Annotated in this window: 23 protein-coding genes; 6 read left to right on the plus strand and 17 right to left on the minus strand. The window is 72.1% G+C overall.

The genetic code is table 11. From position 1 onward, the window contains the following. Window positions 1-3: 3 nt before the first annotated feature. The 8 genes from nuoH to ABZW32_RS27440 are packed head-to-tail and all read right to left on the minus strand — an operon-like array spanning window position 4 to window position 8970. Window positions 4-1362 (minus strand): NADH-quinone oxidoreductase subunit NuoH, encoded by a 1359-nt coding sequence (gene nuoH, locus ABZW32_RS27405; protein WP_356220592.1) that lies wholly within the window; start codon window positions 1360-1362, stop codon window positions 4-6. Next, on the minus strand, window positions 1359-3863 hold the full coding sequence (locus ABZW32_RS27410; RefSeq protein ID WP_356220595.1) for an NADH-quinone oxidoreductase subunit G: 2505 nt from the start codon (window positions 3861-3863) through the stop codon (window positions 1359-1361). Before ABZW32_RS27410 ends, nuoH begins: the two co-directional genes overlap by 4 nt. After that, entirely contained in the window at window positions 3860-5209 is a 1350-nt protein-coding gene (gene nuoF / locus ABZW32_RS27415; RefSeq protein WP_356220597.1) for an NADH-quinone oxidoreductase subunit NuoF, read from the minus strand. The genes ABZW32_RS27410 and nuoF overlap by 4 nt, the downstream gene beginning before the upstream one ends. Then, window positions 5209-5976 carry an NADH-quinone oxidoreductase subunit NuoE gene (gene nuoE / locus ABZW32_RS27420; protein WP_356220599.1) on the minus strand — a complete coding sequence of 256 codons (768 nt, stop codon included), beginning with the start codon at window positions 5974-5976 and terminating at the stop codon, window positions 5209-5211. The genes nuoF and nuoE overlap by 1 nt, the downstream gene beginning before the upstream one ends. Continuing rightward, window positions 5973-7307, minus strand: coding sequence for an NADH-quinone oxidoreductase subunit D (locus ABZW32_RS27425; protein ID WP_356220602.1), 1335 nt, complete (start codon window positions 7305-7307; stop codon window positions 5973-5975). The genes nuoE and ABZW32_RS27425 overlap by 4 nt, the downstream gene beginning before the upstream one ends. After that, window positions 7307-8044, minus strand: a complete 738-nt coding sequence (locus tag ABZW32_RS27430) for an NADH-quinone oxidoreductase subunit C (protein WP_356220604.1) — start codon at window positions 8042-8044, stop codon at window positions 7307-7309. The genes ABZW32_RS27425 and ABZW32_RS27430 overlap by 1 nt, the downstream gene beginning before the upstream one ends. Further along, entirely contained in the window at window positions 8041-8595 is a 555-nt protein-coding gene (locus tag ABZW32_RS27435) for an NADH-quinone oxidoreductase subunit B (protein ID WP_007265818.1), read from the minus strand. Before ABZW32_RS27435 ends, ABZW32_RS27430 begins: the two co-directional genes overlap by 4 nt. A 15-nt stretch (window positions 8596-8610) precedes the next feature. After that, entirely contained in the window at window positions 8611-8970 is a 360-nt protein-coding gene (locus ABZW32_RS27440; protein ID WP_045946775.1) for an NADH-quinone oxidoreductase subunit A, read from the minus strand. 791 nt (window positions 8971-9761) lie between these two features. Here ABZW32_RS27440 and ABZW32_RS27445 point away from each other — a divergent pair. Next, on the plus strand, window positions 9762-10637 hold the full coding sequence (locus ABZW32_RS27445; RefSeq protein WP_356220607.1) for an NlpC/P60 family protein: 876 nt from the start codon (window positions 9762-9764) through the stop codon (window positions 10635-10637). 156 nt (window positions 10638-10793) lie between these two features. Then, complete coding sequence (locus ABZW32_RS27450) at window positions 10794-11057, plus strand: LPXTG cell wall anchor domain-containing protein (RefSeq protein ID WP_356220610.1); 264 nt, start codon at window positions 10794-10796, stop codon at window positions 11055-11057. A 51-nt stretch (window positions 11058-11108) separates the two neighbouring features. Here ABZW32_RS27450 and ABZW32_RS27455 read toward each other — a convergent pair whose 3' ends face one another. Beyond that, window positions 11109-12392, minus strand: coding sequence for a geranylgeranyl reductase family protein (locus tag ABZW32_RS27455; RefSeq protein WP_356220613.1), 1284 nt, complete (start codon window positions 12390-12392; stop codon window positions 11109-11111). Window positions 12393-12491: 99 nt separating this feature from the next. Between ABZW32_RS27455 and ABZW32_RS27460 the strand changes: the two genes are divergently transcribed. Beyond that, on the plus strand, window positions 12492-13022 hold the full coding sequence (locus ABZW32_RS27460) for a GNAT family protein (protein ID WP_356220615.1): 531 nt from the start codon (window positions 12492-12494) through the stop codon (window positions 13020-13022). Window positions 13023-13470: 448 nt separating this feature from the next. On the opposite strand, the gene ABZW32_RS27465 is transcribed toward ABZW32_RS27460, so the two are convergent. Further along, a complete protein-coding gene (locus tag ABZW32_RS27465; protein ID WP_356220618.1) occupies window positions 13471-14397 on the minus strand; it encodes a glutaminase in 927 nt (308 codons plus the stop codon). A 6-nt stretch (window positions 14398-14403) separates the two neighbouring features. After that, complete coding sequence (locus tag ABZW32_RS27470; RefSeq protein WP_356220619.1) at window positions 14404-15096, minus strand: demethylmenaquinone methyltransferase; 693 nt, start codon at window positions 15094-15096, stop codon at window positions 14404-14406. A 156-nt stretch (window positions 15097-15252) separates the two neighbouring features. Between ABZW32_RS27470 and ABZW32_RS27475 the strand changes: the two genes are divergently transcribed. Further along, on the plus strand, window positions 15253-16047 hold the full coding sequence (locus ABZW32_RS27475) for a DUF3152 domain-containing protein (RefSeq protein ID WP_356220622.1): 795 nt from the start codon (window positions 15253-15255) through the stop codon (window positions 16045-16047). 7 nt (window positions 16048-16054) lie between these two features. On the opposite strand, the gene ABZW32_RS27480 is transcribed toward ABZW32_RS27475, so the two are convergent. The 3 genes from ABZW32_RS27480 to ABZW32_RS27490 all read right to left on the minus strand — a co-directional run bounded on the left by ABZW32_RS27480 (window position 16055) and on the right by ABZW32_RS27490 (window position 19873). Then, on the minus strand, window positions 16055-16699 hold the full coding sequence (locus ABZW32_RS27480; RefSeq protein ID WP_356220624.1) for a hypothetical protein: 645 nt from the start codon (window positions 16697-16699) through the stop codon (window positions 16055-16057). A 9-nt stretch (window positions 16700-16708) separates the two neighbouring features. Next, on the minus strand, window positions 16709-17908 hold the full coding sequence (gene mqnC / locus ABZW32_RS27485; protein WP_356220627.1) for a cyclic dehypoxanthinyl futalosine synthase: 1200 nt from the start codon (window positions 17906-17908) through the stop codon (window positions 16709-16711). A gap of 96 nt (window positions 17909-18004) precedes the next feature. After that, a complete protein-coding gene (locus tag ABZW32_RS27490; RefSeq protein WP_356220630.1) occupies window positions 18005-19873 on the minus strand; it encodes a serine/threonine-protein kinase in 1869 nt (622 codons plus the stop codon). Window positions 19874-20234: 361 nt separating this feature from the next. Here ABZW32_RS27490 and ABZW32_RS27495 point away from each other — a divergent pair, with 361 nt between their 5' ends. Next, entirely contained in the window at window positions 20235-21674 is a 1440-nt protein-coding gene (locus ABZW32_RS27495) for an MFS transporter (protein ID WP_356220632.1), read from the plus strand. Between the two features lie 42 nt (window positions 21675-21716). Here ABZW32_RS27495 and ABZW32_RS27500 read toward each other — a convergent pair whose 3' ends face one another. The 3 genes from ABZW32_RS27500 to ABZW32_RS27510 form a co-directional block, all read right to left on the minus strand. Next, the gene (locus tag ABZW32_RS27500) at window positions 21717-23564 is read right to left on the minus strand and encodes a glycoside hydrolase family 15 protein (RefSeq protein ID WP_356220635.1); all 1848 of its coding nucleotides are present in this window, start codon (window positions 23562-23564) and stop codon (window positions 21717-21719) included. A gap of 204 nt (window positions 23565-23768) precedes the next feature. Continuing rightward, a complete protein-coding gene (locus ABZW32_RS27505) occupies window positions 23769-24434 on the minus strand; it encodes a hypothetical protein (protein WP_356220637.1) in 666 nt (221 codons plus the stop codon). A gap of 164 nt (window positions 24435-24598) precedes the next feature. Next, the gene (locus tag ABZW32_RS27510) at window positions 24599-25462 is read right to left on the minus strand and encodes a menaquinone biosynthesis protein (protein ID WP_356220639.1); all 864 of its coding nucleotides are present in this window, start codon (window positions 25460-25462) and stop codon (window positions 24599-24601) included. Between the two features lie 237 nt (window positions 25463-25699). Between ABZW32_RS27510 and ABZW32_RS27515 the strand changes: the two genes are divergently transcribed. Continuing rightward, window positions 25700-25903: a cold-shock protein gene (locus ABZW32_RS27515; RefSeq protein WP_007265804.1), complete on the plus strand. Its 204-nt coding sequence runs from the start codon at window positions 25700-25702 to the stop codon at window positions 25901-25903. Window positions 25904-26054: the final 151 nt, after the last annotated feature.

Genomic DNA, 26054 nt, shown 5'->3' on the forward strand with positions numbered 1-26054 from the left:
GTCTCAACCCTCCTCTCGGTCGCTGTCGGGGTTCGCCCCGCCGCTGACGATCAGCTCCCGCTCCGCGCGGGGGCGCCGGCGCGGTACGGGCGCCAGGTGCTGGCCGGGCTTGGGCGGTACGGGGAAGCCGCCCGCCATCGGGTCGAAGGCCCTGGCCGCCTCGGCCTCGCCGGCCTCCTCGGCCGCCGCCTTCTCCCGCTTGTCGCGGAAGAGGTCCGCGACGAAGGAGAGCAGCAGGATCGCGACGACCGCGCCGCCCACGTAGAGGACGATCTCGCTGAAGTCGTAGCGCTCGTTGCGCAGCGCCCGGACGGTGGCGACCAGCATCAGCCACACCACGGAGACCGGGATCAGCACCTTCCAGCCGAGCTTCATCAGCTGGTCGTAGCGCACGCGCGGCAGCGTGCCGCGCAGCCAGATGAAGAAGAACAGCAGCAGCTGCACCTTGATGACGAACCAGAGCATCGGCCACCAGCCGTGGTTCGCGCCCTCCCAGAAGTGGCTGATCGGGTACGGGGCCCGCCAGCCGCCCAGGAAGAGGGTGACCGAGACCGCCGAGACGGTGACCATGTTGACGTACTCGGCCAGCATGAACAGCGCGAACTTGATGGAGGAGTACTCGGTGTTGAAACCGCCGACCAGGTCGCCCTCGGACTCCGGCATGTCGAAGGGGGCGCGGTTGGTCTCGCCGACCATCGTGATGACGTAGATGATGAAGGACACCGGCAGCAGCACGATGTACCAGCGGTCCGCCTGCGCCTCCACGATCGCCGAGGTCGACATCGACCCGGAGTAGAGGAACACCGACGCGAAGGCCGCGCCCATCGCGATCTCGTACGAGATCATCTGCGCGCAGGAGCGCAGGCCGCCGAGGAGCGGGTACGTGGAGCCGGAGGACCAGCCGGCGAGGACGATGCCGTAGATGCCGACGGAGGCCACCGCGAGGACGTAGAGCATCGCGATGGGCAGGTCGGTCAGCTGCATCGAGGTGCGCTGGCCGAAGATGGAGACCTGGTCGTCGGCCGGGCCGAAGGGGATCACCGCGATGGCCATGAAGGCCGGGATCGCCGCGATGATCGGGGCCAGGACGTAGACGACCTTGTCGGCCCGCTTGACGATGAGGTCTTCCTTCAGCATGAGCTTCACGCCGTCGGCGAGGGACTGGAGCATGCCCCAGGGGCCGTGCCGGTTGGGGCCGATGCGCAGCTGCATCCAGGCGACGACCTTGCGCTCCCACACGATGGAGAAGAGCACGGTCACCATCAGGAAGGCGAAGCAGAACACCGCCTTGACGAGGACCAGCCACCAGACGTCCCTGCCGAACAGGGAGAGGTCCTCGGCAGCGAGCTGTACCGCGTTCACGCGCCCACCTCCGCATCGGGGTCGCTGCTGTCGGCCGGGGTCGCCGGGCCGATCCGCACGAGGGTGCCCGGACGGGCTCCGGTGTCGGCGAGGACGCCGCGGCCGGTGGAGTTCAGCGGGAGCCAGACCACCCGGTCGGGCATCTCGGTGACCTTCAGGGGCAGCACCACCGGGCCGGCCGGGCCGGTGACGGCGAGGAGGTCGCCGTCCTTGACGCCGGTCTCGGCGGCCGTGGCGGCCGACAGCCGGGCGTTCGCCTCGTGCCGGGTGCCGGCCAGGGCGTCGTCGCCCTGCTGGAGCAGGCCCTGGTCCAGCAGCAGCCGGTGGCCCGCGAGGACCGCCTCGCCCGCGCCGGGGCGGGGCAGCGGCTCGGTGGCCGTGGACTGCTCCGCCGCGAGCTCCCCCTCCCAGGGGCCGAGCCGCTCCAGCTCGCGCCGTACGGCGTGTACGTCGGGCAGCCCGATCGGCCGGTCGGCCGCGTCGGCCAGCATGTGCAGCACGCGGGCGTCGGCGGGGGCGAGCCGGCGGGTCATCTGGTCGGGCTTGAGGGCGGCCTCGAACGGCCGGACCCGGCCTTCCCAGTTGATGAACGTGCCCGTCTTCTCGGCGACGGCGGCGACCGGCAGGACCACGTCCGCATGGTCGGTGACCGCGCCGGGCCGCAGCTCCAGGGAGACCACGAAGGCCTCCTCCAGGGCGGTCTCGGCCCGCCGCGGGTCCGGCAGGTCGGCGAGTTCGACGCCCGCGACCAGCAGTGCGGACAGCTCGCGGGTGGCGGCCGCCTCCACGATCTGCCCGGTGTCCCGGCCGTAGCGGTGCGGGAGTTCGTCCAGCCCCCAGGCGCCGGCGACCTCGGCACGGGCCCGCGGGTCGGTGGCCGGGCGGCCGCCCGGCAGCAGGGACGGCAGCGCGCCCGCCTCGACGGCGGCCCGCTCCCCGGCCCGGCGCGGGATCCACACCAGCCGGGCCCCGGTCGCGGTCGCGGCCCGTACGGCGGCGGTCAGCGCGCCGGGCACGCCGGCCAGGCGCTCCCCGACCACGAGGACCGAGCCGGGCCTGCGCAGCGCCTCGGCGGCCTCGGCGCCGCCGGCCTCCAGTCCGGTCCCGGTCGCGAGGGCCTCCAGCCACTCGGGCTCGGTGCCGGGGGCGGCGGCCAGCAGGGTGCCGCCCGCCTTGGCGAGGCCGCGGGTGGCGAAGGGCGCCAGCGCGAAGGTCCGCTGCCTGTTGCGGCGGTGGGCCTTGCGCAGCCGCAGGAAGACCCCGGGGGCCTCCTCCTCGGCCTCGATCCCGGCGAGCAGCACGGTGGGCGCGGCCTCCAGGGAGGCGTACGTGACGCCCGTGCCGTCGAGGTCCTTGCCGGTGCCCGCCACGGTGGCGGCCAGGAAGTCGGCCTCCTCCGCGCTGTGCACCCGGGCCCGGAAGTCGATGTCGTTGGTGTCGAGGACGACCCGGGCGAACTTGGCGTACGCGTAGGCGTCCTCGACGGTGAGCCGGCCACCGGTCAGCACGCCGGCCCGGCCGCGTGCGGCGGCCAGCCCCCGCGCGGCGGCCTCCAGGGCCTCCGGCCAGCTCGCCGGGGCCAGGACGCCGTCGGCGCCGCGCACCAGCGGGGTGGTCAGCCGGTCCGGGCGCTGCGCGTAGCGGAACCCGAAGCGGCCCTTGTCGCAGATCCACTCCTCGTTGACCTCGGGGTCCTCGGCGGCGAGGCGGCGCAGCACCTTGCCGCGCCGGTGGTCGGTCCGGGTCGCGCAGCCGCCCGCGCAGTGCTCGCACACGCTCGGGGAGGAGACGAGGTCGAAGGGGCGGGAGCGGAAGCGGTAGGCGGCCGAGGTGAGGGCGCCGACGGGGCAGATCTGGATGGTGTTGCCGGAGAAGTACGACTGGAAGGGGTCGCCCTCGCCGGTGCCGACCTGCTGGAGCGCGCCGCGTTCCAGCAGCTCGATCATGGGGTCGCCGGCGATCTCGTTGGAGAAGCGGGTGCAGCGCGCGCACAGCACGCACCGTTCGCGGTCCAGGAGCACCTGGGTGGAGATCGGGACGGGCTTCTCGTAGGTGCGCTTGTGGCCCTCGAAGCGGGATTCGGCGTTGCCGTGGGACATCGCCTGGTTCTGCAGGGGGCATTCGCCGCCCTTGTCGCAGACGGGGCAGTCCAGCGGGTGGTTGATGAGCAGCAGCTCCATCACCCCTCGCTGGGCCTTGTCGGCGACCGGGGAGGTCAGCTGGGTCTTGACGACCATGCCGTCGGTGCAGGTGATCGTGCAGGAGGCCATCGGCTTGCGCTGGCCCTCGACCTCGACGATGCACTGGCGGCAGGCGCCGGCCGGGGGGAGGAGGGGGTGGTCGCAGAACCGGGGGATCTCGATGCCGAGCTGTTCGGCGGCCCGGATGACGAGGGTGCCCTTGGGGACCGACAGTTCGAGCCCGTCGATGGTCAGGGACACGGAGTCGGGGGGCACGGCGGCCTCTCCGCCACCGGTCGGAGCGTTCGTGGTGACGGTCATGCGTTCACCTCCGTGTCAGCCCAGAGGGTCGACTTCCTGGGGTCGAAGGGGCAGCCCTTGCCCGTGATGTGCTGTTCGTACTCGGCGCGGAAGTACTTCAGCGAGGAGAAGATGGGGCTGGCGGCGCCGTCGCCGAGGGCGCAGAAGGACTTGCCGTTGATGTTGTCGGCGATGTCGTTCAGCTTGTCGAGGTCGGACATGACGCCCTTGCCGGCCTCGATGTCGCGCAGCAGCTGGACGAGCCAGTACGTGCCCTCGCGGCAGGGCGTGCACTTGCCGCAGGACTCGTGGGCGTAGAACTCGGTCCAGCGGGTGACGGCGCGCACCACGCAGGTGGTCTCGTCGAAGCACTGGAGGGCCTTGGTGCCGAGCATGGAGCCGGCCGCGCCGACGCCCTCGTAGTCCAGCGGGACGTCGAGGTGCTCGTCGGTGAACATGGGGGTGGAGGAGCCGCCGGGGGTCCAGAACTTCAGCCGGTGGCCGGGGCGCATGCCGCCGCTCATGTCGAGGAGCTGGCGCAGGGTGATGCCGAGGGGCGCCTCGTACTGGCCGGGGCCGACGACGTGCCCGGACAGCGAATAGAGCGTGAAGCCGGGGGACTTCTCCGTCCCCATCGCCTTGAACCAGTCCTTGCCCTTGTTCAGGATCGCGGGAACCGAGGCGATGGATTCGACGTTGTTGACGACAGTGGGGCACGCGTAGAGCCCCTCGACCGCGGGGAAGGGGGGACGCAGCCGGGGCTGACCGCGCCGGCCTTCGAGGGAGTCGAGCAGTGCCGTCTCCTCGCCGCAGATGTACGCGCCCGCTCCCGCGTGCACCGTGATGTCGAGGTCGCGTCCGCTGCCGTCGATGTCCTTGCCGAGGTACCCGGCCGCGTACGCCTCGCGCACGGCCTCGTGCAGGCGCCGCAGCACGGGGACGGTCTCGCCGCGCAGGTAGATGAAGGCGTGCTCCGACCGGATCGCGTAGCAGGCGATGATCATTCCCTCGATGAGGGAGTGCGGGTTGGCGAAGAGGAGGGGGATGTCCTTGCAGGTTCCCGGCTCCGACTCGTCCGCGTTCACGACGAGGTAGTGCGGCTTGCCGTCGCCCTGCGGGATGAACTGCCACTTCATTCCGGTGGGGAAGCCCGCGCCGCCGCGTCCGCGCAGTCCGGAGTCCTTGACGTAGGCGATCACCTCGTCCGGGGTCATCGCGAGCGCCTTGCGCAGGCCCTCGTACCCGTCGTGGCGCCGGTAGGTCTCCAGCGTCCACGACTCGGGCTCGTCCCAGAACGCCGACAGGACGGGCGCGAGGAGCTTCTCCGGGCTGGTGCCGTTCTTGCTGAGTTCCGTGGACACGCTCATCACTCCCCTCCCTCTGTGGTGGCTTCGCCGCGGGCCTCGCCGCGGGGGTGCACGACCGGGGCGTGCGGGGCTTCGCCGCGGGCGATGCGCAGTCCGATCAGGGAGGCGGGTCCGGCGCCGCCGCTCGCGGCCACCGCGCCCTCGCGCTCGTCGGGGAAGCCCGCCAGGATCCGGGCGGTCTCCTTGTACGTGCACAGCGGCGCGCCCCGGGTCGGTTCGACGGGGCGCCCGGCCAGCAGGTCGTCGACGAGGGCCTTGGCGGATTGGGGGGTCTGGTTGTCGAAGAACTCCCAGTTGACCATCACCACGGGGGCGTAGTCGCAGGCCGCGTTGCACTCGATGTGCTCCAGCGTCACCTTGCCGTCGGGGGTGGTCTCGTTGTTGCCGACCCCCAGGTGCTGCTTGAGCTCGTCGAAGATGGCGTCGCCGCCCATGACGGCGCACAGGGTGTTGGTGCAGACGCCGACCTGGTAGTCGCCGGAGGGCTTGCGCCGGTACATCGTGTAGAAGGTGGCGACCGCGGTGACCTCGGCGGTGGTCAGGCCCAGCACCTCGGCGCAGAAGCGGATGCCGGTGCGCGAGACGTGGCCCTCCTCGGACTGCGTCAGGTGCAGCAGCGGCAGCAGCGCGGAGCGGCTGTCGGGGTAGCGGGCGATGACCTCGGCGGCGTCGGCCTCCAGCCGGGCGCGTACGTCGGCCGGGAAGTCGGGGGCGGGAAGCTGGGGCATCCCCAGGCTCACCCCTTGACCGGTCGGATTGGCTGTCATCGGTCGACGCCTCCCATCACGGGGTCGATGGAGGCGACGGCGACGATGACGTCGGCGACCTGGCCGCCTTCGCACATCGCGGCCATGGCCTGCAGGTTGGTGAAGGACGGGTCGCGGAAGTGGACCCGGTAGGGGCGGGTTCCGCCGTCGGAGACGACGTGCACGCCGAGCTCGCCCTTGGGGGACTCCACGGCGGCGTACGCCTGCCCGGCCGGTACCCGGAAGCCCTCGGTGACGAGCTTGAAGTGGTGGATCAGGGCCTCCATGGAGGTGCCCATGATGTTCTTGATGTGGTCGAGGGAGTTGCCGAGGCCGTCGGGTCCCATCGCGAGCTGGGCGGGCCAGGCGATCTTCTTGTCGGCGACCATGACCGGGCCGGGCTCCAGCCGGTCCAGGCACTGCTCGACGATCCGCAGGGACTGGCGCATCTCCTCCAGGCGGACCAGGAAGCGTCCGTAGGAGTCGCAGCTCTCGGTGGTGGGGACGTCGAACTCGTAGGTGTCGTAGCCGCAGTACGGGTCCGCCTTGCGCAGGTCGTGCGGCAGCCCGGCGGAGCGCAGGATCGGGCCGGTGGCGCCCAGGGCCATGCAGCCGGTGAGGTCGAGGTAGCCGACGTCCTGCATGCGGGCCTTGAAGATGGGGTTGCCGGTGGCGAGCTTGTCGTACTCCGGCAGGTTCTTCTTCATGGTCTTCACGAACTCGCGCAGCTGGTCGACCGCGCCGGGGGGCAGGTCCTGGGCGAGGCCGCCGGGGCGGACGAAGGCGTGGTTCATGCGCAGGCCGGTGATCAGCTCGAAGACGTCGAGGATCAGCTCGCGGTCCCGGAACCCGTAGATCATGATCGTGGTCGCGCCCAGCTCCATGCCGCCGGTGGCGATGCACACCAGGTGGGAGGAGAGCCGGTTGAGCTCCATCAGCAGGACGCGGATGACGGTGGCGCGGTCCGGGACCTGGTCGGTGATGCCGAGGAGCTTCTCGACGCCGAGGCAGTACGCCGTCTCGTTGAAGAACGGCGTCAGGTAGTCCATGCGCGTGACGAAGGTGGTGCCCTGCGTCCAGTTGCGGAATTCGAGGTTCTTCTCGATGCCGGTGTGCAGGTATCCGATGCCGCAGCGGGCCTCGGTGACCGTCTCGCCGTCGATCTCCAGGATCAGCCGGAGCACCCCGTGGGTGGAGGGGTGCTGGGGACCCATGTTGACGACGATGCGCTCGTCGTCGGCGCGGGCCGCCGACTGGACGATCTCGTCCCAGTCGCCGCCGGTGACGGTGTGGACGGTGCCCTCGGTGGTCTCGCGGGAGGACGCGGGGTGCGATGCGTTCGGGGTGTTCATCAGCTGTACGACCTCCGCTGGTCGGGAGCCGGGATCTGGGCGCCCTTGTACTCGACGGCGATGCCGCCGAGCGGGTAGTCCTTGCGCTGCGGGAAGCCCTGCCAGTCGTCCGGCATCATGATCCGCGTGAGGGCCGGGTGGCCGTCGAAGACGATGCCGAAGAAGTCGTAGGCCTCGCGCTCGTGCCAGTCGTTGGTCGGGTACACCGCGACCAGGGACGGCACGTGCGGGTCGGCGTCGGGGACCGACACCTCCAGGCGGACGATCCTGCCGTGGGTGAGCGAGCGCAGGTGGTAGACGGCGTGCAGCTCGCGGCCCTTGTCGCCGGGGTAGTGGACCCCGCTGACGCCGGTGCAGAGCTCGAAGCGCAGCGCCGGGTCGTCGCGCAGGGTGGAGGCCACCCGTACGAGGTGTTCGCGGGCGATGTGGAAGGTGAGCTCGCCGCGGTCCACCACCGTCTTCTCGATGGCGTGCCCGGGGAGCAGGTCCTGCTCCTCCAGGGCGCCTTCGAGCTCGTCGGCCACCTCGTCGAACCAGGAGCCGTAGGGGCGGGCGGTCGCCCCGGGCAGGGCGACGGTGCGGACGAGGCCGCTGTAGCCGCTGGTGTCGCCGCCGTTCTCCGCCCCGAACATGCCCTTGCGCACGCCGATCACCTCGGGCCCGGCCGAGGTACGGGGAGCGGGGACGTTGTTGCCGTTCTCGGCGTTGCCGTTCTCGACGGCCGGGTCGTCGCTCACCGGAGGAGCCCCTTCATCTCGATGGTGGGGAGGGCCTTGAGGGCCGCCTCCTCCGCCTCGCGCGCCGCCTCTTCCCTGTTCACGCCGAGCTTGGAGCCCTGGATCTTCTGGTGGAGCTTGAGGATCGCGTCCATCAGCATCTCGGGGCGGGGCGGGCAGCCGGGGAGGTAGATGTCCACCGGGACGATGTGGTCGACGCCCTGGACGATCGCGTAGTTGTTGAACATTCCGCCCGAAGAGGCGCACACGCCCATGGAGATGACCCACTTGGGGGCGGGCATCTGGTCGTACACCTGGCGCAGCACCGGCGCCATCTTCTGGCTGACCCGTCCGGCGACGATCATCAGGTCGGCCTGGCGCGGGGAGCCGCGGAAGACCTCCATGCCGAAGCGGGCCAGGTCGTAGCGGCCGGCTCCGGTGGTCATCATCTCGATGGCGCAGCACGCCAGGCCGAAGGTTGCCGGGAAGACGGATGACTTGCGCACCCAGCCCGCGGCCTGTTCGACGGTGGTCAGCAGGAAGCCGCTCGGCAGCTTCTCTTCCAGTCCCATGGAAAATTCAGCCCCTCAGTCCCATTCCAGGCCGCCGCGGCGCCAGACGTAGGCGTAGGCGACGAAGACGGTGAGCACGAAGAGCAGCATCTCGACGAGCCCGAAGATCCCCAGGGAGTCGAAGGTGACGGCCCAGGGGTAGAGGAAGACGATCTCGATGTCGAAGACGATGAAGAGCATCGCCGTCAGGTAGTACTTGATGGGGAAGCGACCGCCCCCGGCGGGCATCGGGGTGGGTTCGATGCCGCACTCGTAGGCTTCAAGCTTCGCCCGGTTGTACCGTTTTGGGCCGATCAGCGTGGCCATGACCACGGAGAAGATCGCAAACCCTGCGCCGATGGCGCCGAGCACGAGGATGGGTGCGTACGCATTCACGCTCCTCGCTCCTTCCAGTCGTCCTTGACCGTTGGACCGCTGCGCCGGCGACGGGTGAGCTCCCCCCTCGTGAAGATCGCCCCGGGAGCCGGGGGACCGCATGTGAGGCAGTTCACAAGCCGGGCTGGTGCGCATCTTATGCCTGCCGGTCTGTGATCTGCGACACGGGTAACAACACCGAGTTTGTGATCTCCACCACCTGACGAACGATCATGAAGCCCATCGAGGGGTGATCTTCGTACGCAAGGCATCCACATGATCACCAAAGGTGACATCCGAGCCCGTCGTCCCAGGTGAAAGGCGTGTCGCCCTATCAAATGATGTCCATCGCAGGCAAATTGGCCCTCCCTCCGCCCAGGTGATAAGGGAACCCACGTCCCCCGGTCGGGGGGCCCGGGGGTACGGGAGTGGACGCGGTGGCCGAGAGTCGACGGCGAGCGGAACGGGGGGTCGATGCTGTGCATCCGTTCACGAACCGCACGGCAAGTTCACGGTCGGATCACGGACCGGCCACAGCGCCCTCACGACAGGAGGTAACTGTGACCTGCACCACACCGGATCGAGACCGCGAAAAGGGGGCTTGGCCATCTGTGCGGGTCGATGGTAGGCAGTGGATCAATTCGGACTTATTGCTGAAACCCCATGATCACAGCCTTGTGAGGGTGTGTCCGTTTCGCCCGTTACGGCGTCAATAAGCATCGCGACGCGCCCGGTTCGCGGCCGAATTCCGCAACTGTGGCGCAGACCACGTTTCTTGAAGGAAACCCGGCACCCCTGATAGCGGTTGTCCCATGTCCCACACCGCTCACATACCCAGCCACCGGAAGCCGCGCCGTAGCGCCTCGAAGCTCGCGGTTCGCGCCGGAGTTGCCGGTGGCGTCCTCAGCACCCTCGCCATGGCCGGCACCGCGAGCGCGACCCCTTCGTCCCCCGAGCCCGTGGCCGAGACGACGCTCGAAATGCCGGTCCTCGACCTGAACCTGGGCGCCGAGGTCTCCAACGCGGTCACCACCGCCGCCGAGAACACCCGCGTCGCCGCCGTAGAGGCCGCCGTGACCGGCGAGCTGAACGCCCAGGAGGAGAGCGCCCGTACGGGTGCCGCCGCCGAGGCGAAGCAGGCCAAGGAAGACGCCACCAAGGCCGCCGAGCAGAAGGCCAAGCAGGAGGCCGACCGCAAGGCCGACGCCGAGCGCGCCACCCGCGGCGCCGGCCGCACCTCGCTCACCAACGCCTCCGCGTCGGACGACAGCGGCTTCACCTCCAACGGCTCGGGCAGCGGCTCCGCCAGCACCGGTTCCTCCTCCAAGGCCACCGGTTCCGCCGCCGCCATCGTGAACTTCGCCCGCGCCCAGATCGGCAAGGCGTACGTCATGGGCGCCACCGGCTCCTCCGCGTACGACTGCTCGGGCCTCGTCCAGGCCGCCTACCGCCAGGCGGGCATCTCCCTGGACCGCACCTCCCAGGACCAGTCGCTGGCCGGCAGCTCGGTCTCGCTGAGCAACCTCCAGCCCGGCGACATCCTCTACTGGGGCCCCAAGGGCAGCGCCTACCACGTCGCCATCTACGTCGGCGGCGGCAAGTTCGTCGGCGCGCAGAACCCCAGCACCGGCATCGTCGAGCGCAACCTCAGCTACGACATGCCGACGGGCGCCGTCCGCGTCCTCTGATCCTTCCGGTCGCCACGAGGGCCGGCACTCCCCCGCTCGGGGGCGGAGTGCCGGCCCTCGGGCGCGCCCGCGCGCGATCGGCCACGCGGTACCCAAGCCCCCGGGGCCCTGAGAAGATGGGCGGGCGCCGGACCGAGACCTGGAGGTGGTGACCCGGTGAGCAGACGGTCCTACGAGGACCACGGCACCGGCGACGACCCCACCGCCGTCCCGGCCGCAGCCGGGCTCGCCCTCCTCGCCGTCGGCGGCTGGCTCCTGACCACCGCCCGCCCCTGGCAGAAACCGGGCCATCCCCTCACCCTGGCCCTCGGCTGGACCCTCTCGGGCGCCCTGCTGGTGTCCGGCCTGGTCCTGCTGACCCGCTGCGTCCGCGCGGTACACGACGTCCAGAACGCCCCCGAGGGCCCCGGGAACGACTGAACCGCCCCCCGACGGACCGGGAGGCGGCTCGGCGGCGCCAGGGGCCGCGCCTCAGGCCTTCGGGGCCACCTTCGAGAGGCCGTTGATGATGCGGTCCATCGCGTCGCCGCCCGTCGGGTCGGTCAGGTTCGCCAGCATCTTCAGGGTGAAGCGCATCAGCACCGGGTGCGTCAGACCGCGCTGCGCCGCGATCTTCATGACCGTCGGGTTGCCGATCAGCTTCACGAAGGCGCGGCCCAGCGTGTAGTAACCGCCGTACGTCTCCTTCAGCACCTTCGGGTAGCCGTGCAGCGCCAGTTCCCGCTGCGCCGGGGTGGCCCGCGCGTGGGCCTGCACGATCACCTCGGCGGCGATCTGCCCGGACTCCATCGCGTAGGCGATGCCCTCGCCGTTGAACGGGTTGACGAGCCCGCCCGCGTCACCGACCAGCAGCAGGCCCTTGGTGTAGTGCGGCTGACGGTTGAACGCCATCGGCAGCGCCGCGCCGCGGATCGGCTGCGTCATGTTCTCCGGGCTGTAACCCCAGTCCTCCGGCATCGACGCGCACCAGGCCTTGAGGACCTCGCGCCAGTCCAGCTCCTTGAACGCGGAGGAGGAGTTGAGGATGCCGAGGCCGACGTTGGACGTGCCGTCGCCCATGCCGAAGATCCAGCCGTAGCCCGGCAGCAGCCGGTCCTGCGGGCCGCGCCGGTCCCACAGCTCCAGCCAGGACTCCAGGTAGTCGTCATCGTGGCGGGGGGAGGTGAAGTAGGTGCGCACCGCGACGCCCATCGGACGGTCCTCGCGCCGGTGCAGGCCCATCGCGAGCGACAGCCGCGAGGAGTTGCCGTCCGCCGCGACCACGAGCGGGGCGTGGAAGGTGACCGGGGTCTTCTCCTCGCCCAGCTTGGCCTGAACGCCCGTGATGTGCCCGGTACGGGGGTCGCGGACGGGCTCGCCGACGTTGCAGCGCTCGTACAGCCGGGCACCGGCCTTCTGCGCCTGGCGGGCCAGGGTCTCGTCGAAGTCGTCACGCTTTCGGACGAGTCCGTAGTCCGGGTACGAGGCCAGTTCCGGCCAGTCCAGCTGGAGCCGCTGCCCGCCGCCGATGATGCGCAGACCCTTGTTGCGGAGCCAGCCGGCCTCTTCGGAGATGTCGATGCCCATCGACACCAGCTGCTTGGTCGCCCGCGGGGTCAGACCGTCGCCGCAGACCTTCTCGCGCGGGAACGCCGTCTTCTCCAGCAGCAGGACGTCCAGCCCGGCCTGGGCGAGGTGGTACGCGGTCGTGGAGCCGGCGGGCCCGGCCCCGACGACGATCACATCCGCGGAGTGTTCGGAGAGGGGCTCGGTCACTGCGGGGTCTCCCGAAGGCTCGATAAGGGGTGCCCAACGGCACGGGACATGACGCAGTCTATGCAGCGAGAGAGATCGCGATCCCGAAGGGCTGCCCCGATGACCACCTCACCGACCCGGCCACTCCCCGACGTGACGCTGCGCGTGCCGACGGACGAGGACGCGCACGCCTGGCACCACGTCTTCGACCACCCCGACGTGATGGAGTTCCTCGGCGGCCCGGCAGAGCTGTCCTTCTACGAGGAGATCACCGCCCGGCAGCGGATGCACGACGCGCAGCTCGGGTACTGCCTGTGGACGCTCCTGGACGGCGAGGGCGAGGTCCTCGGCTTCACGGGGGCGCAGCCGTGGCCGGCGGCGAAGGCGTGGGGCCCCGTCGGCGAGATCGAGATCGGCTGGCGGCTCGGGCGCGAGGCGTGGGGGCAGGGTTACGCCTACGCCGCTGCGCTGGCGACGCTGGAACGGGTGCGGGAGGCGGGGGTGCCGAAGGTGGTGGCGATGATCGACGATGCGAACGTCCGCTCGGCGGCGGTGGCGGAGCGGCTGGGCATGACCCTGGCGGAGACCTTTCCCCTGCCGGGGGGCCGGCGGGTGGGGCGGCGCTACGAGCTGTCGCTCGTGGCGGGGTAGGGGGGCCTGCCGGTTCCCCCCGGGGGCGGGGTTGCCGCTGCGCGGGGCTGTCCCCTACCCGCCCTTCCCCCGTTCCCCGGGCTCCGCCCGGACCCCTTCGGGGGCTCCGCCCCCGGACCCCCGCGCCTCAAACGCCGGCGAGGCTGGATTTCCGCCTGGCGGCGGCTGGATTGCCCGCAGGGCAATTCCAGCCCCGCCGGCGCTTGAGGCGCGGGCGCGGAGCGCCGTGTCCTGACCCGCACGGGTCATCCAGCCGCGCCGGCGACTGAGGCGGGAACGGTGGAAGGGCGGGTAGGGGAGCAGCCCCGCGCAGCGGCCACCCACCCGCACCCGACGGCCGGACACCGGCCACCGGCAGCGGCCCCGCCCGGCAGGCCGCCGGACGGAGTCCGGCGCAGCGCAGCGAAGCCCGGGAAGCGCGCCAGCGCTGAGCGGTGCGAGCTGCGCGTCAAAAAATGGACAGGCCCGTCAGGGTCGTGAAGCGGTCGAGGGCCGCGACGCCCGCGACCGAGTTGCCCTGGGCGTCGAGCCCCGGGCTCCAGACCGCCAGGCTGCACCGGCCCGGGACGACCGCGACGATGCCGCCGCCGACCCCGCTCTTGCCCGGCAGCCCGACCCGGTACGCGAACTCGCCCGCCGCGTCGTACGTCCCGCAGGTCAGCATCACCGCGTTGATCTGCTTCGCCTCGCTGCGGGTGAGGAGCCGGGAGCCGTCCGCGCGCAGGCCGTGCCGGGCGAGGAAGCCGCCCGCCAGGGCGAGGTCGGCGCAGCTCATCTCGATGGAGCACTGCCAGAAGTAGTGGTCCAGCAGTGCCGGTACGGGGTTGTCGATGTTGCCGTAGGAGGCCATGAAGTGCGCGACGGCCGCGTTGCGGTCACCGTGCTCGTGCTCCGAGGCGGCCACCTCCGCGTCGAAGCCGATGTCCGGGTTGCCGCTCTCCTGGCGCAGGAAGTCCAGGAGTTCGCTGCTCGCGTCGCCGGTCAGGGTCTGCAGCCGGTCGGTGACGACGAGCGCGCCCGCGTTGATGAACGGGTTGCGGGGGATGCCGTTCTCGTACTCCAGCTGGACCAGGGAGTTGAACGGGTTGCCGGAGGGCTCCCGGCCCACCCGGTCCCACAGGCTGTCGCCGCCCTCCGCCAGCGCCAGGGCGAGCGCGAAGACCTTGGTGACGGACTGGGCGGAGAAGGGGACGCGCCAGTCCCCCGCCCCGTAGACGTTCCCGTCCAGGTCGGCGATCGCGATCCCGAACTGCCCGGGGTCCACGGACGCCAGTGCCGGGATGTATTCGGCGGGGGTGCCGCTGCCCACGAGCGGGGCGACGTCGGCCGCGACCCGCTCCAGGAGTCCCGCGTAGTCGAAGGGCCGGGTCTCCACCGTGCGCTACGCCTTGACCCCGCGGTGCAGCGCCACGATGCCGCCGCTCAGGTTGCGCCACGCGACCCGGCCCCAGCCGGCCTTCTGCAGCAGGGCGGCCAGCGCGGGCTGGTCGGGCCATTCGCGGATGGACTCGGCGAGGTACACGTACGCGTCGGGGTTGGAGGAGACCGCGCGGGCCACCGGCGGCAGCGCCCGCATCAGGTACTCGGTGTAGACCGTCCGGAAGGGGGCCCAGGTCGGCTGCGAGAACTCGCAGATCACGACCTGTCCGCCGGGCTTGGTCACCCGGTACAGCTCGCTCAGCGCGGCGTCGGTGTCCTGGACGTTGCGCAGGCCGAATGAGATCGTCACGGTGTCGAAGGCGTCGTCCTTGAACGGCAGCTTCGTCGCGTCGCCCGCCGTCAGCGGCAGCCACGGGTTGCGCTTCTTGCCCTCGCGCAGCATGCCGAGGGAGAAGTCGCAGGGCACGACGTAGGCGCCGGTCGCGGCGAAGGGCAGCGAGGAGGTCGCGGTTCCGGCGGCCAGGTCGAGCACCTGCTGGCCGGGGCGGGCGGCGACCGCCTTGGCGACCTCCTTGCGCCACAGCCGAGCCTGGCCGAGGGACAGGACGTCGTTGGTGAGGTCGTAGTTGGCGGCCACACCGTCGAACATGGAGGCGACTTCGTGCGGCTGCTTGTCCAGGGAAGCCCTTGTCACTGGCGTTGGCCCCTCGGTGCTCGGTGGATCTGCGGTTCGGCGGGTACGGGCCCATCCTCTCAGGCCCCCGTCCCGGGTCCGGCCCCGCCCTGGATCCGGCGCGGCCACAAGCCTGCCGGGCACACTGGACGGACATACCGAACAAAGGGTTTCAGGATGCCGACAGGCCAGACACTCAGCGCGGGACGGATCGAGCGGCGCAGGCGGCTGCGCCGCACGGTCCTGTGGGCGGCGGCGTTAGCCGCCCTGTCGGTCGCCGCCTACCGGCTCGGGCCGGCGCAGGACCGCCCCGCCGACGCACGCCCCGCCGACGCACGCCCCGCCGACGCACGCCCCCCGGCCCGCTCCGACCGGGGGAACGCCGACGGCGCCGCCCAGGGGCCCGGGACCTCCCCCTCGGTGGGGTTCACGGCCTCCTCGGCCGGCGGCAAGGCCCAGGGCGAGGGGCCGGCGCTGCGCTGGCGGGTGGAGGTGGAGAACGGCAGCGGGGTCGACCCGGACGGCGCGGCCCGGACCGTCGAGGCGATCCTCGGGGACCGGCGCGGCTGGATACGCGACCCCGCGTACGGCTTCCGGCTGGCCGGGCGCGGGGAACCCGTGGACTTCGTCGTCAAGATCGCCACCCCCGGGACCACCGACCGGCTGTGCGAGGTGGTCACGCCGGAGCTCGTCGGGGAGACGAACTGCCGGGTCGGCCACACCGTCGTGGTGAACCTCAAGCGCTGGCAGGAGGGTTCGCCCCAGTTCAGCGGGTCCCCGCAGGAGTACCGGGCGCTGATCGTCAACCACGAGGTGGGCCACGAACTCGGCCACGAGCACGAGACCTGCCCGCGCCCCGGAGCACCCGCCCCCGCGATGATGCAGCAGATCAAGGGCCTGCTCGGCTGCACCTCGAACGCCTGGCCCTACTCCGCCGACGGCACCTACCTGGCCGGACCCCGCGTCCCCTGAGGACGGATCAGCGGCGGCGGTGCAGCAGCCGGCCCGCGATGACGGTGGCCACGCAGGTGCTCGCGCCCCGCTCGGGCAGCTCCGCCGGCCCGGCGACGGCGAACACCGCGAAACGGGCCGCCGCGCCCTCCCGCAGCTCCCCGTGGAAGGCCTCCTGCGGCGTGCGGAGCCCCGCGAACGGGTCGAGGGACGGCGTGCCCCCGTACGGGACGGGAGGCACGACGGTGAGGCCCGAGCGGACCACCGCGGTGCGCACCGAGGGGATCGTGAACCGCCCGGCCACCGCGACGACCCCGCGCGCGAGCAGCTTCTGCGTACCGCGCCGGGCGCTGTGGCCCCAGCGGGCCTCGGTCATCCCCAGGGCCGCGAGCGCCTCGGCGCCGGTGATCGGTCCGGCGCCGAGATCGGTGGTCTCGGACGGGTCGTCGGGGTAGTACGTCCCCTCCAGCAGGACGTCCGCCCCGCGGGCCAGCAGCCCCGGGGTGAGCACCCCGGGCCAGCGCCGGACCCGGGCGTGCGGGACGGCCGCGCCGAGCTCCTCGTACGGGCCGACGCGGACGATCCGGTCGCCCTCGACCAGGACCGCGCCGCCCTCGACGGGCGCCGATCCCGGTCCGGCGACGAGCAGCTCGGCGGTGTGCAGCGTCAGCATCGGCGGGCGTCAGTTCGTGGAGATGAGCTTCAGCTCGGGGTGCGCGGTGCCGCCCTCGATCGCGGTCGAGGAGATGTGGGAGACGACGCGGTCGTCGACGGGGTCGTTGGCCGGGTCGTCGTGCACCAGCAGGTGCTCGTACGTCGTCGCGCGCTGCGCGGGGACGCGGCCCGCCTTGCGGATCAGGTCGATGATCTCCTGGCGGTTCGAGCGGTGCTTGGCACCGGCCGAGGAGACGACGTTCTCCTCCAGCATGATCGAACCGAGGTCGTCGGCGCCGTAGTGCAGCGAGAGCTGGCCCGCCTCCTTGCCGACGGTCAGCCAGGAGCCCTGGATGTGGGCGATGTTGTCGAGGAAGAGCCGCGCGATCGCGATCATGCGCAGGTACTCGAAGACGGTCGCCTGGGTCCGGCCCTTGAGGTGGTTGTTCTCGGGCTGGTACGTGTACGGGATGAAGGCGCGGAAGCCGCCCGTGCGGTCCTGCGTGTCACGGATCATCGCGATGTGCTCGATGCGCTCGGCGTTGGTCTCGCCGGTGCCCATCAGCATGGTGGAGGTGGACTCCACGCCCAGCCCGTGGGCGAGCTCCATGATCTCCAGCCAGCGCTCGCCGGACTCCTTGAGCGGGGCGATCGCCTTGCGCGGCCGCTCCGGCAGCAGTTCGGCGCCGGCGCCCGCGAAGGAGTCGAGGCCCGCCGCGTGGATCCGCTTGATGGCCTCCTCGGCGCTGACGCCGGAGATGCGGGCCATGTGGTCCACCTCGGACGCGCCGAGGGAGTGGATCACCAGCTGCGGGAACGCCTTCTTGATGGCGGAGAAGTGCTCCTCGTAGTACTCCACGCCGTAGTCCGGGTGGTGCCCGCCCTGGAACATGACCTGGGTACCGCCCAGTTCGACGGTCTCCGCGCAGCGGCGCAGGATGTCGTCGAGGTCGCGGGACCAGCCCTTCTTCGTGTCCTTGGGGGCCGCGTAGAAGGCGCAGAACTTGCACGCCGTGACGCACACGTTGGTGTAGTTGATGTTGCGCTCGATGATGTACGTCGCGATGTGCTCCGTACCGGCGTAGCGCAGCCGGCGCGCGGCGTCGGCGGCCTGGCCGAGCGCGTGCAGCGGGGCGTGCCGGTAGAGGTCGAGCGCCTCTTCCCTGGTGATCCGGCCCCCTGCGGCGGCACGGTCGAGGACAGACTGGAGAGCGGCCTGGTCGGTCACCGGTGCGTCACCTTTCGGCGGTGTGTCAAGGGGTTCGGACCGATCCAGCCTACGCCAGGGGCCGTGCCGGGCTCCTCCAGGGGGCGCGGACCCGCGTCAGGGGCTGCGGACGAGGTCGCCCTCCGGGTTGCCGGCCCCCCGGTCGCCCGACCTGTAGTGGAGCGTGCCGCCGGGGTTGAGGGTGAACCGCTCGTCGGCGGAGCCGCCGGAGCAGATGCCCGGGGCCGGGTTGGGGCCGACCGAGCTGTCCAGGACCAGGGAGCCGTCGGTGGCGGAGGACAGCCTCCAGTCGCCGCTGCAGTCGGTGCCGAGGACCGGCAGGACCGACTTGTCCCGGCCGACGACCTCGCCGATCTTGCCGGCCTTGATGGTGATCTCGAACTCGGTGGTGGCCTTGATGCTGGTGGTGACGCTGCCCTTCCACGTGCCGATGAACTGCTCGGGCACCTCGTTGCGCTTCCCCTTCGGTGCGGAGGGGGAGGACGAGGGGGCGGAGGCGGCGGGATCCGGGGTCGAGGCGGTCGGGGGCCTGCCCGCCGCCGCGTCCCGGGCGTCCCCCTGACCGGGCAGCAGCCCGGTCCCGTACAGCCCTCCGGACAGCGCCGCGAGCACGGCGGCCGCGCCGAGCACCAGGGTGCAGCTGAAGCGGCGGCCCGCGACGCTGAGGCTCGCCCGGCGTCCGCCGGGACCGGCCGTCCGCTGCCCCGGCACGGCCGCGCCGGGGCCGCCGGGGCCGCCGGGCACACCCGCCGCGCCGCCCGCGCCCCGCGCGCCGCCCGCCGTCTCGGTGGGGACCCCGTAGATGCCGCCGGGCGCGCCGAAGGAGCCGTACGGACCCGCCGGGGCGGAGTACGGCGCGGCCCCCGGGACCCGCCCCCCGTAGGACGGATCGGGGGTGCCGAAGCCGACGCCCACGGGTTCACCGAAGGACCCCTGCGTGAACGGCACCGGCCCGGAGCCGGAGGCCGGACCGTACCCGGAGCCTGCTCCGGAACCGGAACCGGAGCCCGAGCCGGCGCCCGCGAACGCCCCGCCCGCGCCCGGCCCCGCCGGTCCCCCGCCACCGCCCTCGGAGGCATCGGCGTCCAGGTCCAGCAGGGCCACCGCCGCCCGGCTGGCCTCCTCCACCAGCGGCCCCGGCAGCCACCCCCGGCCGCCCGGAGCCCCGCCCAGGGCGGCCACGAGCGCCTCGGGCGCCGGGCGCCGCGCCGCCGCCTTCTCCAGGCAGGACGCGATCAGGTCGCGCAGCTCCCCGGCGGGGACCCCGTCCAGCTCCGGCGGCTCGTGGACCACCTTGTAGAGGAGGGTCGCCGAGTTGTCCCCGGTGAACGGCGGCCGCCCGGTCGCCGCGAAGGCCAGCACCGCGCCCAGCGAAAACACGTCCGAGGCACCGGTGACGCCCTTGCCCAGGATCTGCTCCGGGGACATGTAGCCGGGCGAACCGATGGACACCCCGGTGGAGGTCAGCGAGGCCGTGCCGTCCGTGGCCCGCGCGATCCCGAAGTCGATCAGCCGCGGCCCGTCGAGGGTCAGCATCACGTTCGACGGCTTCACGTCCCGGTGGACGAGTCCCAGCGCGTGCACCGCCACCAGCGCCCGGGCCAGCCCCGCGCCCGCCGCCCGCACCGACGCCTGCGGCAGCGGACCGTGCCCGGCCACCGCCCGGTCCAGCGACGGCCCCGCCACGTACCCGGTCGCCACCCACGGCACGGCCGCCTCCGGATCGGCGTCCAGCACGGGCGCGGTCCACTCCCCGCCCACCCGCCGCGCGGCCTCCACCTCACGACGGAACCGGGCGCGGAACTCCTCGTCGGCGGCGAAGTGCGGGTGCACGATCTTGACGGCGACGGTCCGGCCGCCCGCGCTGCGCCCCAGGTAGACCCGGCCCATCCCGCCGGCGCCGAGCCGGCCCAGCAGTCGGTAGGCGCCGATGACCCGGGGCTCTCCGGCTTCGAGCGGCTGCATCGCGTCCCCGTCCCCCGTCCCCCGGTGTGTGTGGTGTCCCTGTATCCCCCGGGGAACCGCATCGGGTACAGGGCCGCGGCCGGGGTCGCGTCCGGTCCGGCCTCCGGCGGCGCCGGCCGCACCCGAGCAGGCTACTCCCCAACTCGCTCCCCCCACCTGCGTCTTCGCCGGGCCCGTACGGCCGGCCGCCGGGCGCCGCAGGCATCACGGTGACCGGCGCGCCCGGGTGCTGCGCGTCTTCGCCGTGACGGCGGGTGTCCGTGGGACGGTCGGGGCGGCGGACGGCGCCGGTCCGCGGACGGCGGCGGCGCGCGGCGAGGGGTTCGGCCCCCGGGGCCGGCGGACGGACGGGACGGGTGTCATGGCGGGATCGGCTGCCGCGGGAGCTCCAGGACCTGCTCCGGCGGCGCGGGGCGTGCTCGCCCCGCTGGCGTTGGCGCAGTTCATCTGCAGCTTCGCGGGCTCGAACATGAACGTGATGATCAACGACATCAGCGAGGACCTCGACACCACGGTGCAGGGCGTCCAGATCGCCATCACGATCTTCCTGCTCGTGATGGCCGCGCTGATGATCCCGGGCGGGAAGCTGACCGACAAATGGGGCCGCAAGCGCTGCCTGGTGGCGGGTCTGGTGGTCTACGGGGTGGGGGCGGTGCTCAGCGCGCTCGCGCCGGGGCTCGGGGTGCTGATCCTCGGGAACTCGATCCTGGAAGGGGTCGGGACGGCCCTGCTGATCCCACCGGTCTACATCCTCACCACGCTGCTGTTCACCGACACCGCGTCCCGGGCGCGCGCGTTCGGCACGATCATGGCGATGGGCGGGGTCGGCGCGGCCGCCGGCCCGCTGATCGGCGGGCTGATCACCAGTGCGATCAGCTGGCGGGCGGCGTTCGTGTTCCAGGCGCTGGTGATCGTGGTGATCGTGGTGCTGAGCCGCGGCATCGCCGATCCGCTGCCGCCCGACCCCGCGCGGCCCTTCGACACCGTCGGGGCGGTGCTGTCGGCCGCGGGCCTGGTGCTGCTGGTGACCGGCATCCTCGCGGTGGACAACAACGGCTGGCTGGCGCTGGGCCTCCTGGTGGCCGGCGCCCTGGTACTGACCGGGTTCTTCGCCTGGGTCCGGGCCCGCGAGCGCACCGGCCGGGAGGCCCTGCTGTCGACCGGCCTGTTCCGCAACCGCACCTCCAACCTCGGCCTGGTCACCCAGAACACGCAGTGGCTGATGCTGATGGGCGTCTCGTTCACCGTCGCCGCCTACCTCCAGGTGGTGCGCGGCTACGACGCGATCCGGACCGGCGTGATCTTCACCGCCGCGACGCTGGGCATCCTCGCCTCGTCGCTGGCCGCCGAGAAGCTGGCGCGGCGGCATGCGCAGCGCACCCTGATCATGACCGGCTTCGTCGTGACGATCGCGGGCGTCGCCCTGCTGCTGGCCCTGGTCGCCCGGACGCCCGGGGTCTGGGCCTTCGCCCCGGGCCTGCTGCTGATCGGGCTTGGGCTGGGCGTGATGCTCACCCCGTCGGTGAACGTGGTCCAGTCGTGTTTCCCCGAGTCCCGGCAGGGCGAGATCTCCGGGCTGTCGCGCAGCGTCTCCAACCTCGGCTCCTCGCTGGGGACCGCGGTCGCGGGCACGATCCTGGTCTCGGGGCTCAGCCAGGGCGCCTACGCCGCGGCGATGGCGGTCCTCGGGGTCATCGGCCTGGCGGGGCTGGCGGCAGCGGCGCTGCTGCCGCGCGGCCCCCGGCAGGCGACCGCGGCGAACGCGGCGACCGGTACGGGAGGACCGCCCGGCCCGCGGTGACGGCGGCGCGGCCCACCGGGTCAGCCGGACTGACTCACCGGGTCAGCCCGACTGGCCCTCGGCGCGGTCGAGTTCCTCGTCGAGGGCGAGGGCCGCGTCGATCAGGGACAGGTGGGTGAAGGCCTGCGGGAAGTTGCCCAGCTGTTCGCCGGAGGGGCCGATCTCCTCGGCGAACAGGCCCACGTGGTTGGCGTAGGTGAGCATCTTGTCGAAGGCGTAGCGGGCCTGGTCGAGGCGTCCGGCGCGGGCGAGGGCCTCCACGTACAGGAACGTGCACAGGTTGAAGGTGCCCTCGGAGCCGCGCAGGCCGTCGGGGGAGGCGGCGGGGTCGTAGCGGTAGACGAGGCTGTCGCTCACCAGCTCGGTGTCCATGGCGTCGAGGGTGCTCAGCCAGTCCGGATCGTTGGGGGTCAGGAAGCCGACCTTGGGCATGAGGAGCAGGGACGCGTCGAGGACGTGGGTGTCGTAGTGCTGGACGAAGGCGCGCCGCTCCGCGCTCCAGCCGCGGTCGATGACCTGCCGGAAGACGGCGTCGCGGGCTTCCTGCCAGCGGGCGATGTCGCCGGGGCGGGAGCGGGCGGTGGCGATCCGGACGGCACGGTCGAAGGCGACCCAGGTCATCAGGCGGCTGTAGGTGAAGTTCTGGCGGCCTCCCCGGGTCTCCCATATGCCCTCGTCGGGACGGTCCCAGTGGTCGGTCAGCCAGTCGACGACGTCGGCGAAGGCCTGCCAGCCCCGGATGCCGCCGATGTCCTCGGCCTGGGCGATGGCGTAGACCGCCTCGCCGTAGATGTCGAGCTGGATCTGGTCGGCGGCGGCGTTGCCCGCCCGCACCGGGGCGGAGCCCCGGTAGCCCTCCAGATGGGGGAGCGTCTCCTCGGTGAGGTGGGGCTCGCCGTCGACGCGGTACATGATCTGCAGCGGCTCGCCCGACTCGGTGGCTCCGGCGTCCAGGCGCGCGCGCAGCCACCGGCGGAAGGCGTCGGCCTCCGCGGTGAAGCCGAGGTCGATCAGGGCCCGCACGGACAACGAGCCGTCACGGACCCAGGTGTAGCGGTAGTCCCAGTTGCGCTCGCCGCCGATCTGTTCGGGCAGGCCCATGGTGGCGGCGGCGACCGGGGCACCGGTCGGGGCGTAGGTGAGGAGCTTGAGGGTGATGGCCGAGCGGGCGACCATCTCGTGCCAACGGCCCCGGTAGCGGGAGGAACGCAGCCAGTTCCGCCAGAACGCGGAGCACTCCTCGAAGTCGGCGAGGACCGTGTCGGCGGTGGGCAGCGGGCCGCCGGGGCGGCCGCTGAGCCCGGCCGGCCCGCCGCTCTCGCTGGTGAGGACGAACGCGGCGCGCTCCCCGGCGTTCAGCGTGAACCGGGCATGGACGTCGGTGCCCTCCTCGTGCAGGTCGACCGGCGCGGTGGCCTGCACGTGCAGGTCGGTGCCGGGTCCGCGGAACAGGACGGATCCGTCGTCGAGGCGGTGGAGGTCGTGCGGGGCCCGGCCGTAGTCGAAGCGGGGCCGGCACACCAGCTCGAACGGCAGGCTGCCGCGCACCACCCGCGCGGCACGGACCAGCCGGTGCCGGGCCGACGGTGTGGGGGAGGTGTCGGGCGGCATGAAGTCGACGACCTCGCCGACCCCGCCCGGTGCCATGAAGCGGGTGATCAGGACGGCGGTGTCGGGCAGGTAGAGCTGGCGGACGGTGGCGTCGTCGCCGATGTCGGCGCGCAGGCGGCAGTAGCCCCCGCGGTCACTGTCGAGCAGCGAGGCGAACAGGCTGGGAGAGTCGAACCGCGGGGTGCACCACCAGTCGACGGTGCTGTCGGCGGCGATCAGCGCCGCGGTCTGCAGGTCGCCGACGATTCCGTGATCGGCGATCGCTGGGTAGTCGCTCACAGCGCCTCCTAGGCCACGGGCTCCGGCCGGGGCCGGTGCGGGGCCGTGCAGGATCCGTGCGGTGGGCCGACGGCCGCGCCGCGCCGTGACGTACGCGCGGCCCGCGCTCACCGCCACCGTGGGGGCGGGCGTCCTGGCCACGTCTGCCCATCATCGCCGGACCGCGGATCCGCGGCCACTCACGCGCGCCGCGGTCGCCGGGGTTCAGCGGCGGTCACCTCCCCACACCTCGCTCTCGCGCAGCACCGCCAGGGCGAAGGCCAGCCGCGGGTCGAGCGGGCCGTCGCGGTCCACCGTGTACCAGCGCGGGCCCTGGGAGGGCTGGAAGGTGAGCACGGGCCGTTCCCCGGCCCGCCAGACCACCGGCGCCGGGCCGTCGGCCGCCTCGTCCTCGGCACCCAGGCTCAGCAGGTTGTCGACGACGCCGCCCAGCAGCTTGCCCGCGCCGCGTTCCAGGGTCCGCCGGGGGCCGCCGCGGGCCCAGCCGCGCACGGCCACCGCCTCGGGCTGCCCGGGGCGCTCCAGCCACCAGCCGTGGCGGACCAGCCGCTGCGCGGCCGGGGTCCGGTGGACGGAGCCCAGCTCCCGCCCGTCGGGTCCGGTGACCCGGTAGGGGCCCTCCCCCGGCTCGGGACCGGCCGGGGCCACCGAGCACAGCGGGCGCGGACCGCCCTCGTCCGCGGACAACCGGAATCCCCGGCGCGGCGGGGCACCGGGCACGGCCGGTGTGATGAACACGGCCGGGACCATGTCCCCGCCGAGCGTCCTCGGAACGCGTATCGCGTACGGTCCCGCGCCGCGCCGGGAGGCGCGCACGGCGTCGCGCAGCGACCGGCCGACGGTGAACCGGGTGATCTCTTCCCAGGGCACCTGTTCAATCGGTCCGGTGGGCCGGTTCCTGCCGAATGCCATGGGATCCCCCGTCCCTCGTTCGTATTCACCTTCGAGGGACGAGAATACGAAAGGGGAACGAATTCACGGCAAACGGAACAATCACCGGTTTGGCGGCGCCGGAGATCACCGGGATAAGACGGTCAGCGCTCCGGGACGGGCGCCTTCAGCAGCTCTACGGCGGCATCCGTCGGGTACCCGGTGTCGGCCCCCGTTCGGCGCGCGAATTCCCGTACGCCGGCCAGCTGCTCGGGACCGAAGCGGAAGTCGAGGGTGGTGAAGTACCGCTCCAGCAGCTCGGCGTCGAAGGCCTCCCAGCGGGCCGCCTGGTCGGCCACCTTGGTCACCTCTTCGAGGGAGAGGTCACGGGAGGCGAGGAAGGCCTCGTGGACCTCACGGACCACCTCCGGCTCACGGGCGAGGTAGTCCTTGCGGGCCGCCCAGACGGCGAAGACGAACGGCAGTCCCGTCCAGTCCTTCCACATCTGCCCGAGGTCGTGCACGGTCAGGCCGAGCCGGGGGGCGTCGTGCAGCGAGGCGCGCAGTGCGGCGTCGCCGATCAGCACCGCCGCCTGGGCCTCCTGCATCATCAGCCCCAGGTCAGGGGGGCAGGAGTAGTAGTCGGGGCGGACCCCGTACTGCTCGGCGAGCAGCAGCTGGGCGAGGCGTACGGAGGTGCGCGAGGTCGATCCGAGGGCGACCCGGGCGCCGTCCAGCTGCTCCAGCGGGACCTGCGAGACGATCACGCAGGACATGACGGGACCGTCGCAGCCGACCGCGAGATCGGGGAAGGCGACGAGCTCGTCGGCGTTGCGGAGGAACTCCACGAGGGTGATCGGGGCGATGTCCAGCTCACCCCGCACGAGGCGCTCGCTGAGCTTCTCGGGGGTGTCCTTGGTCAGGTCCATGTCCAGCAACGTGCCGGTTCTGGCCAGTCCCCAGTAGAGGGGAAGGCAGTTCAGGAACTGGATGTGGCCGACACGGGGCCGGCTGCGATAGACGTCCACATCGCGAGACTAGCCCCCGGCTCTCCGTCAGCGATCAGGCGGGTCTCAAACGTCCGGGTGACGTGATCTTTCCCTCTGGTCTCGCCCCGAGGGTGCGTGCTAGGCTCGACGCAAGTTGCAGTTTGGTTTCCCTTGCAGTACGAGGCCTGCGGAGCATGTAACCCGCAGGCTTTTGTAGTTTTCAGACTTCTTAGCAGGTTCTGGAGCAGGGCGACCCTTTGGCCCATAGGAGGGCTCATGGCTACCGGAACCGTGAAGTGGTTCAACGCTGAAAAGGGCTTCGGCTTCATCGCCCAGGACGGCGGCGGCCCGGATGTCTTCGTCCACTACTCCGCGATCAACGCCTCTGGCTTCCGCTCCCTCGAGGAGAACCAGCAGGTGAACTTCGACGTCACGCAGGGTCCGAAGGGCCCGCAGGCGGAGAACGTCACCCCGGCCTAGTCGCCTGGCCGGCCGGATCGCGGCTGGATTAAGCAGTACCCAAGGAGCCCTGTCTCCCCCGCCCAGGCGGGGGAGACAGGGCTCCTGCCTTTGTCCTCCGGCGGTTGCGGGGGGAACGGCCGTGGCCCGGTCACCGTCCCCTGGACGGTGA

It is taken from the genome of Streptomyces sp. NPDC004667 (assembly GCF_040609475.1).
Classification (GTDB): domain Bacteria; phylum Actinomycetota; class Actinomycetes; order Streptomycetales; family Streptomycetaceae; genus Streptomyces.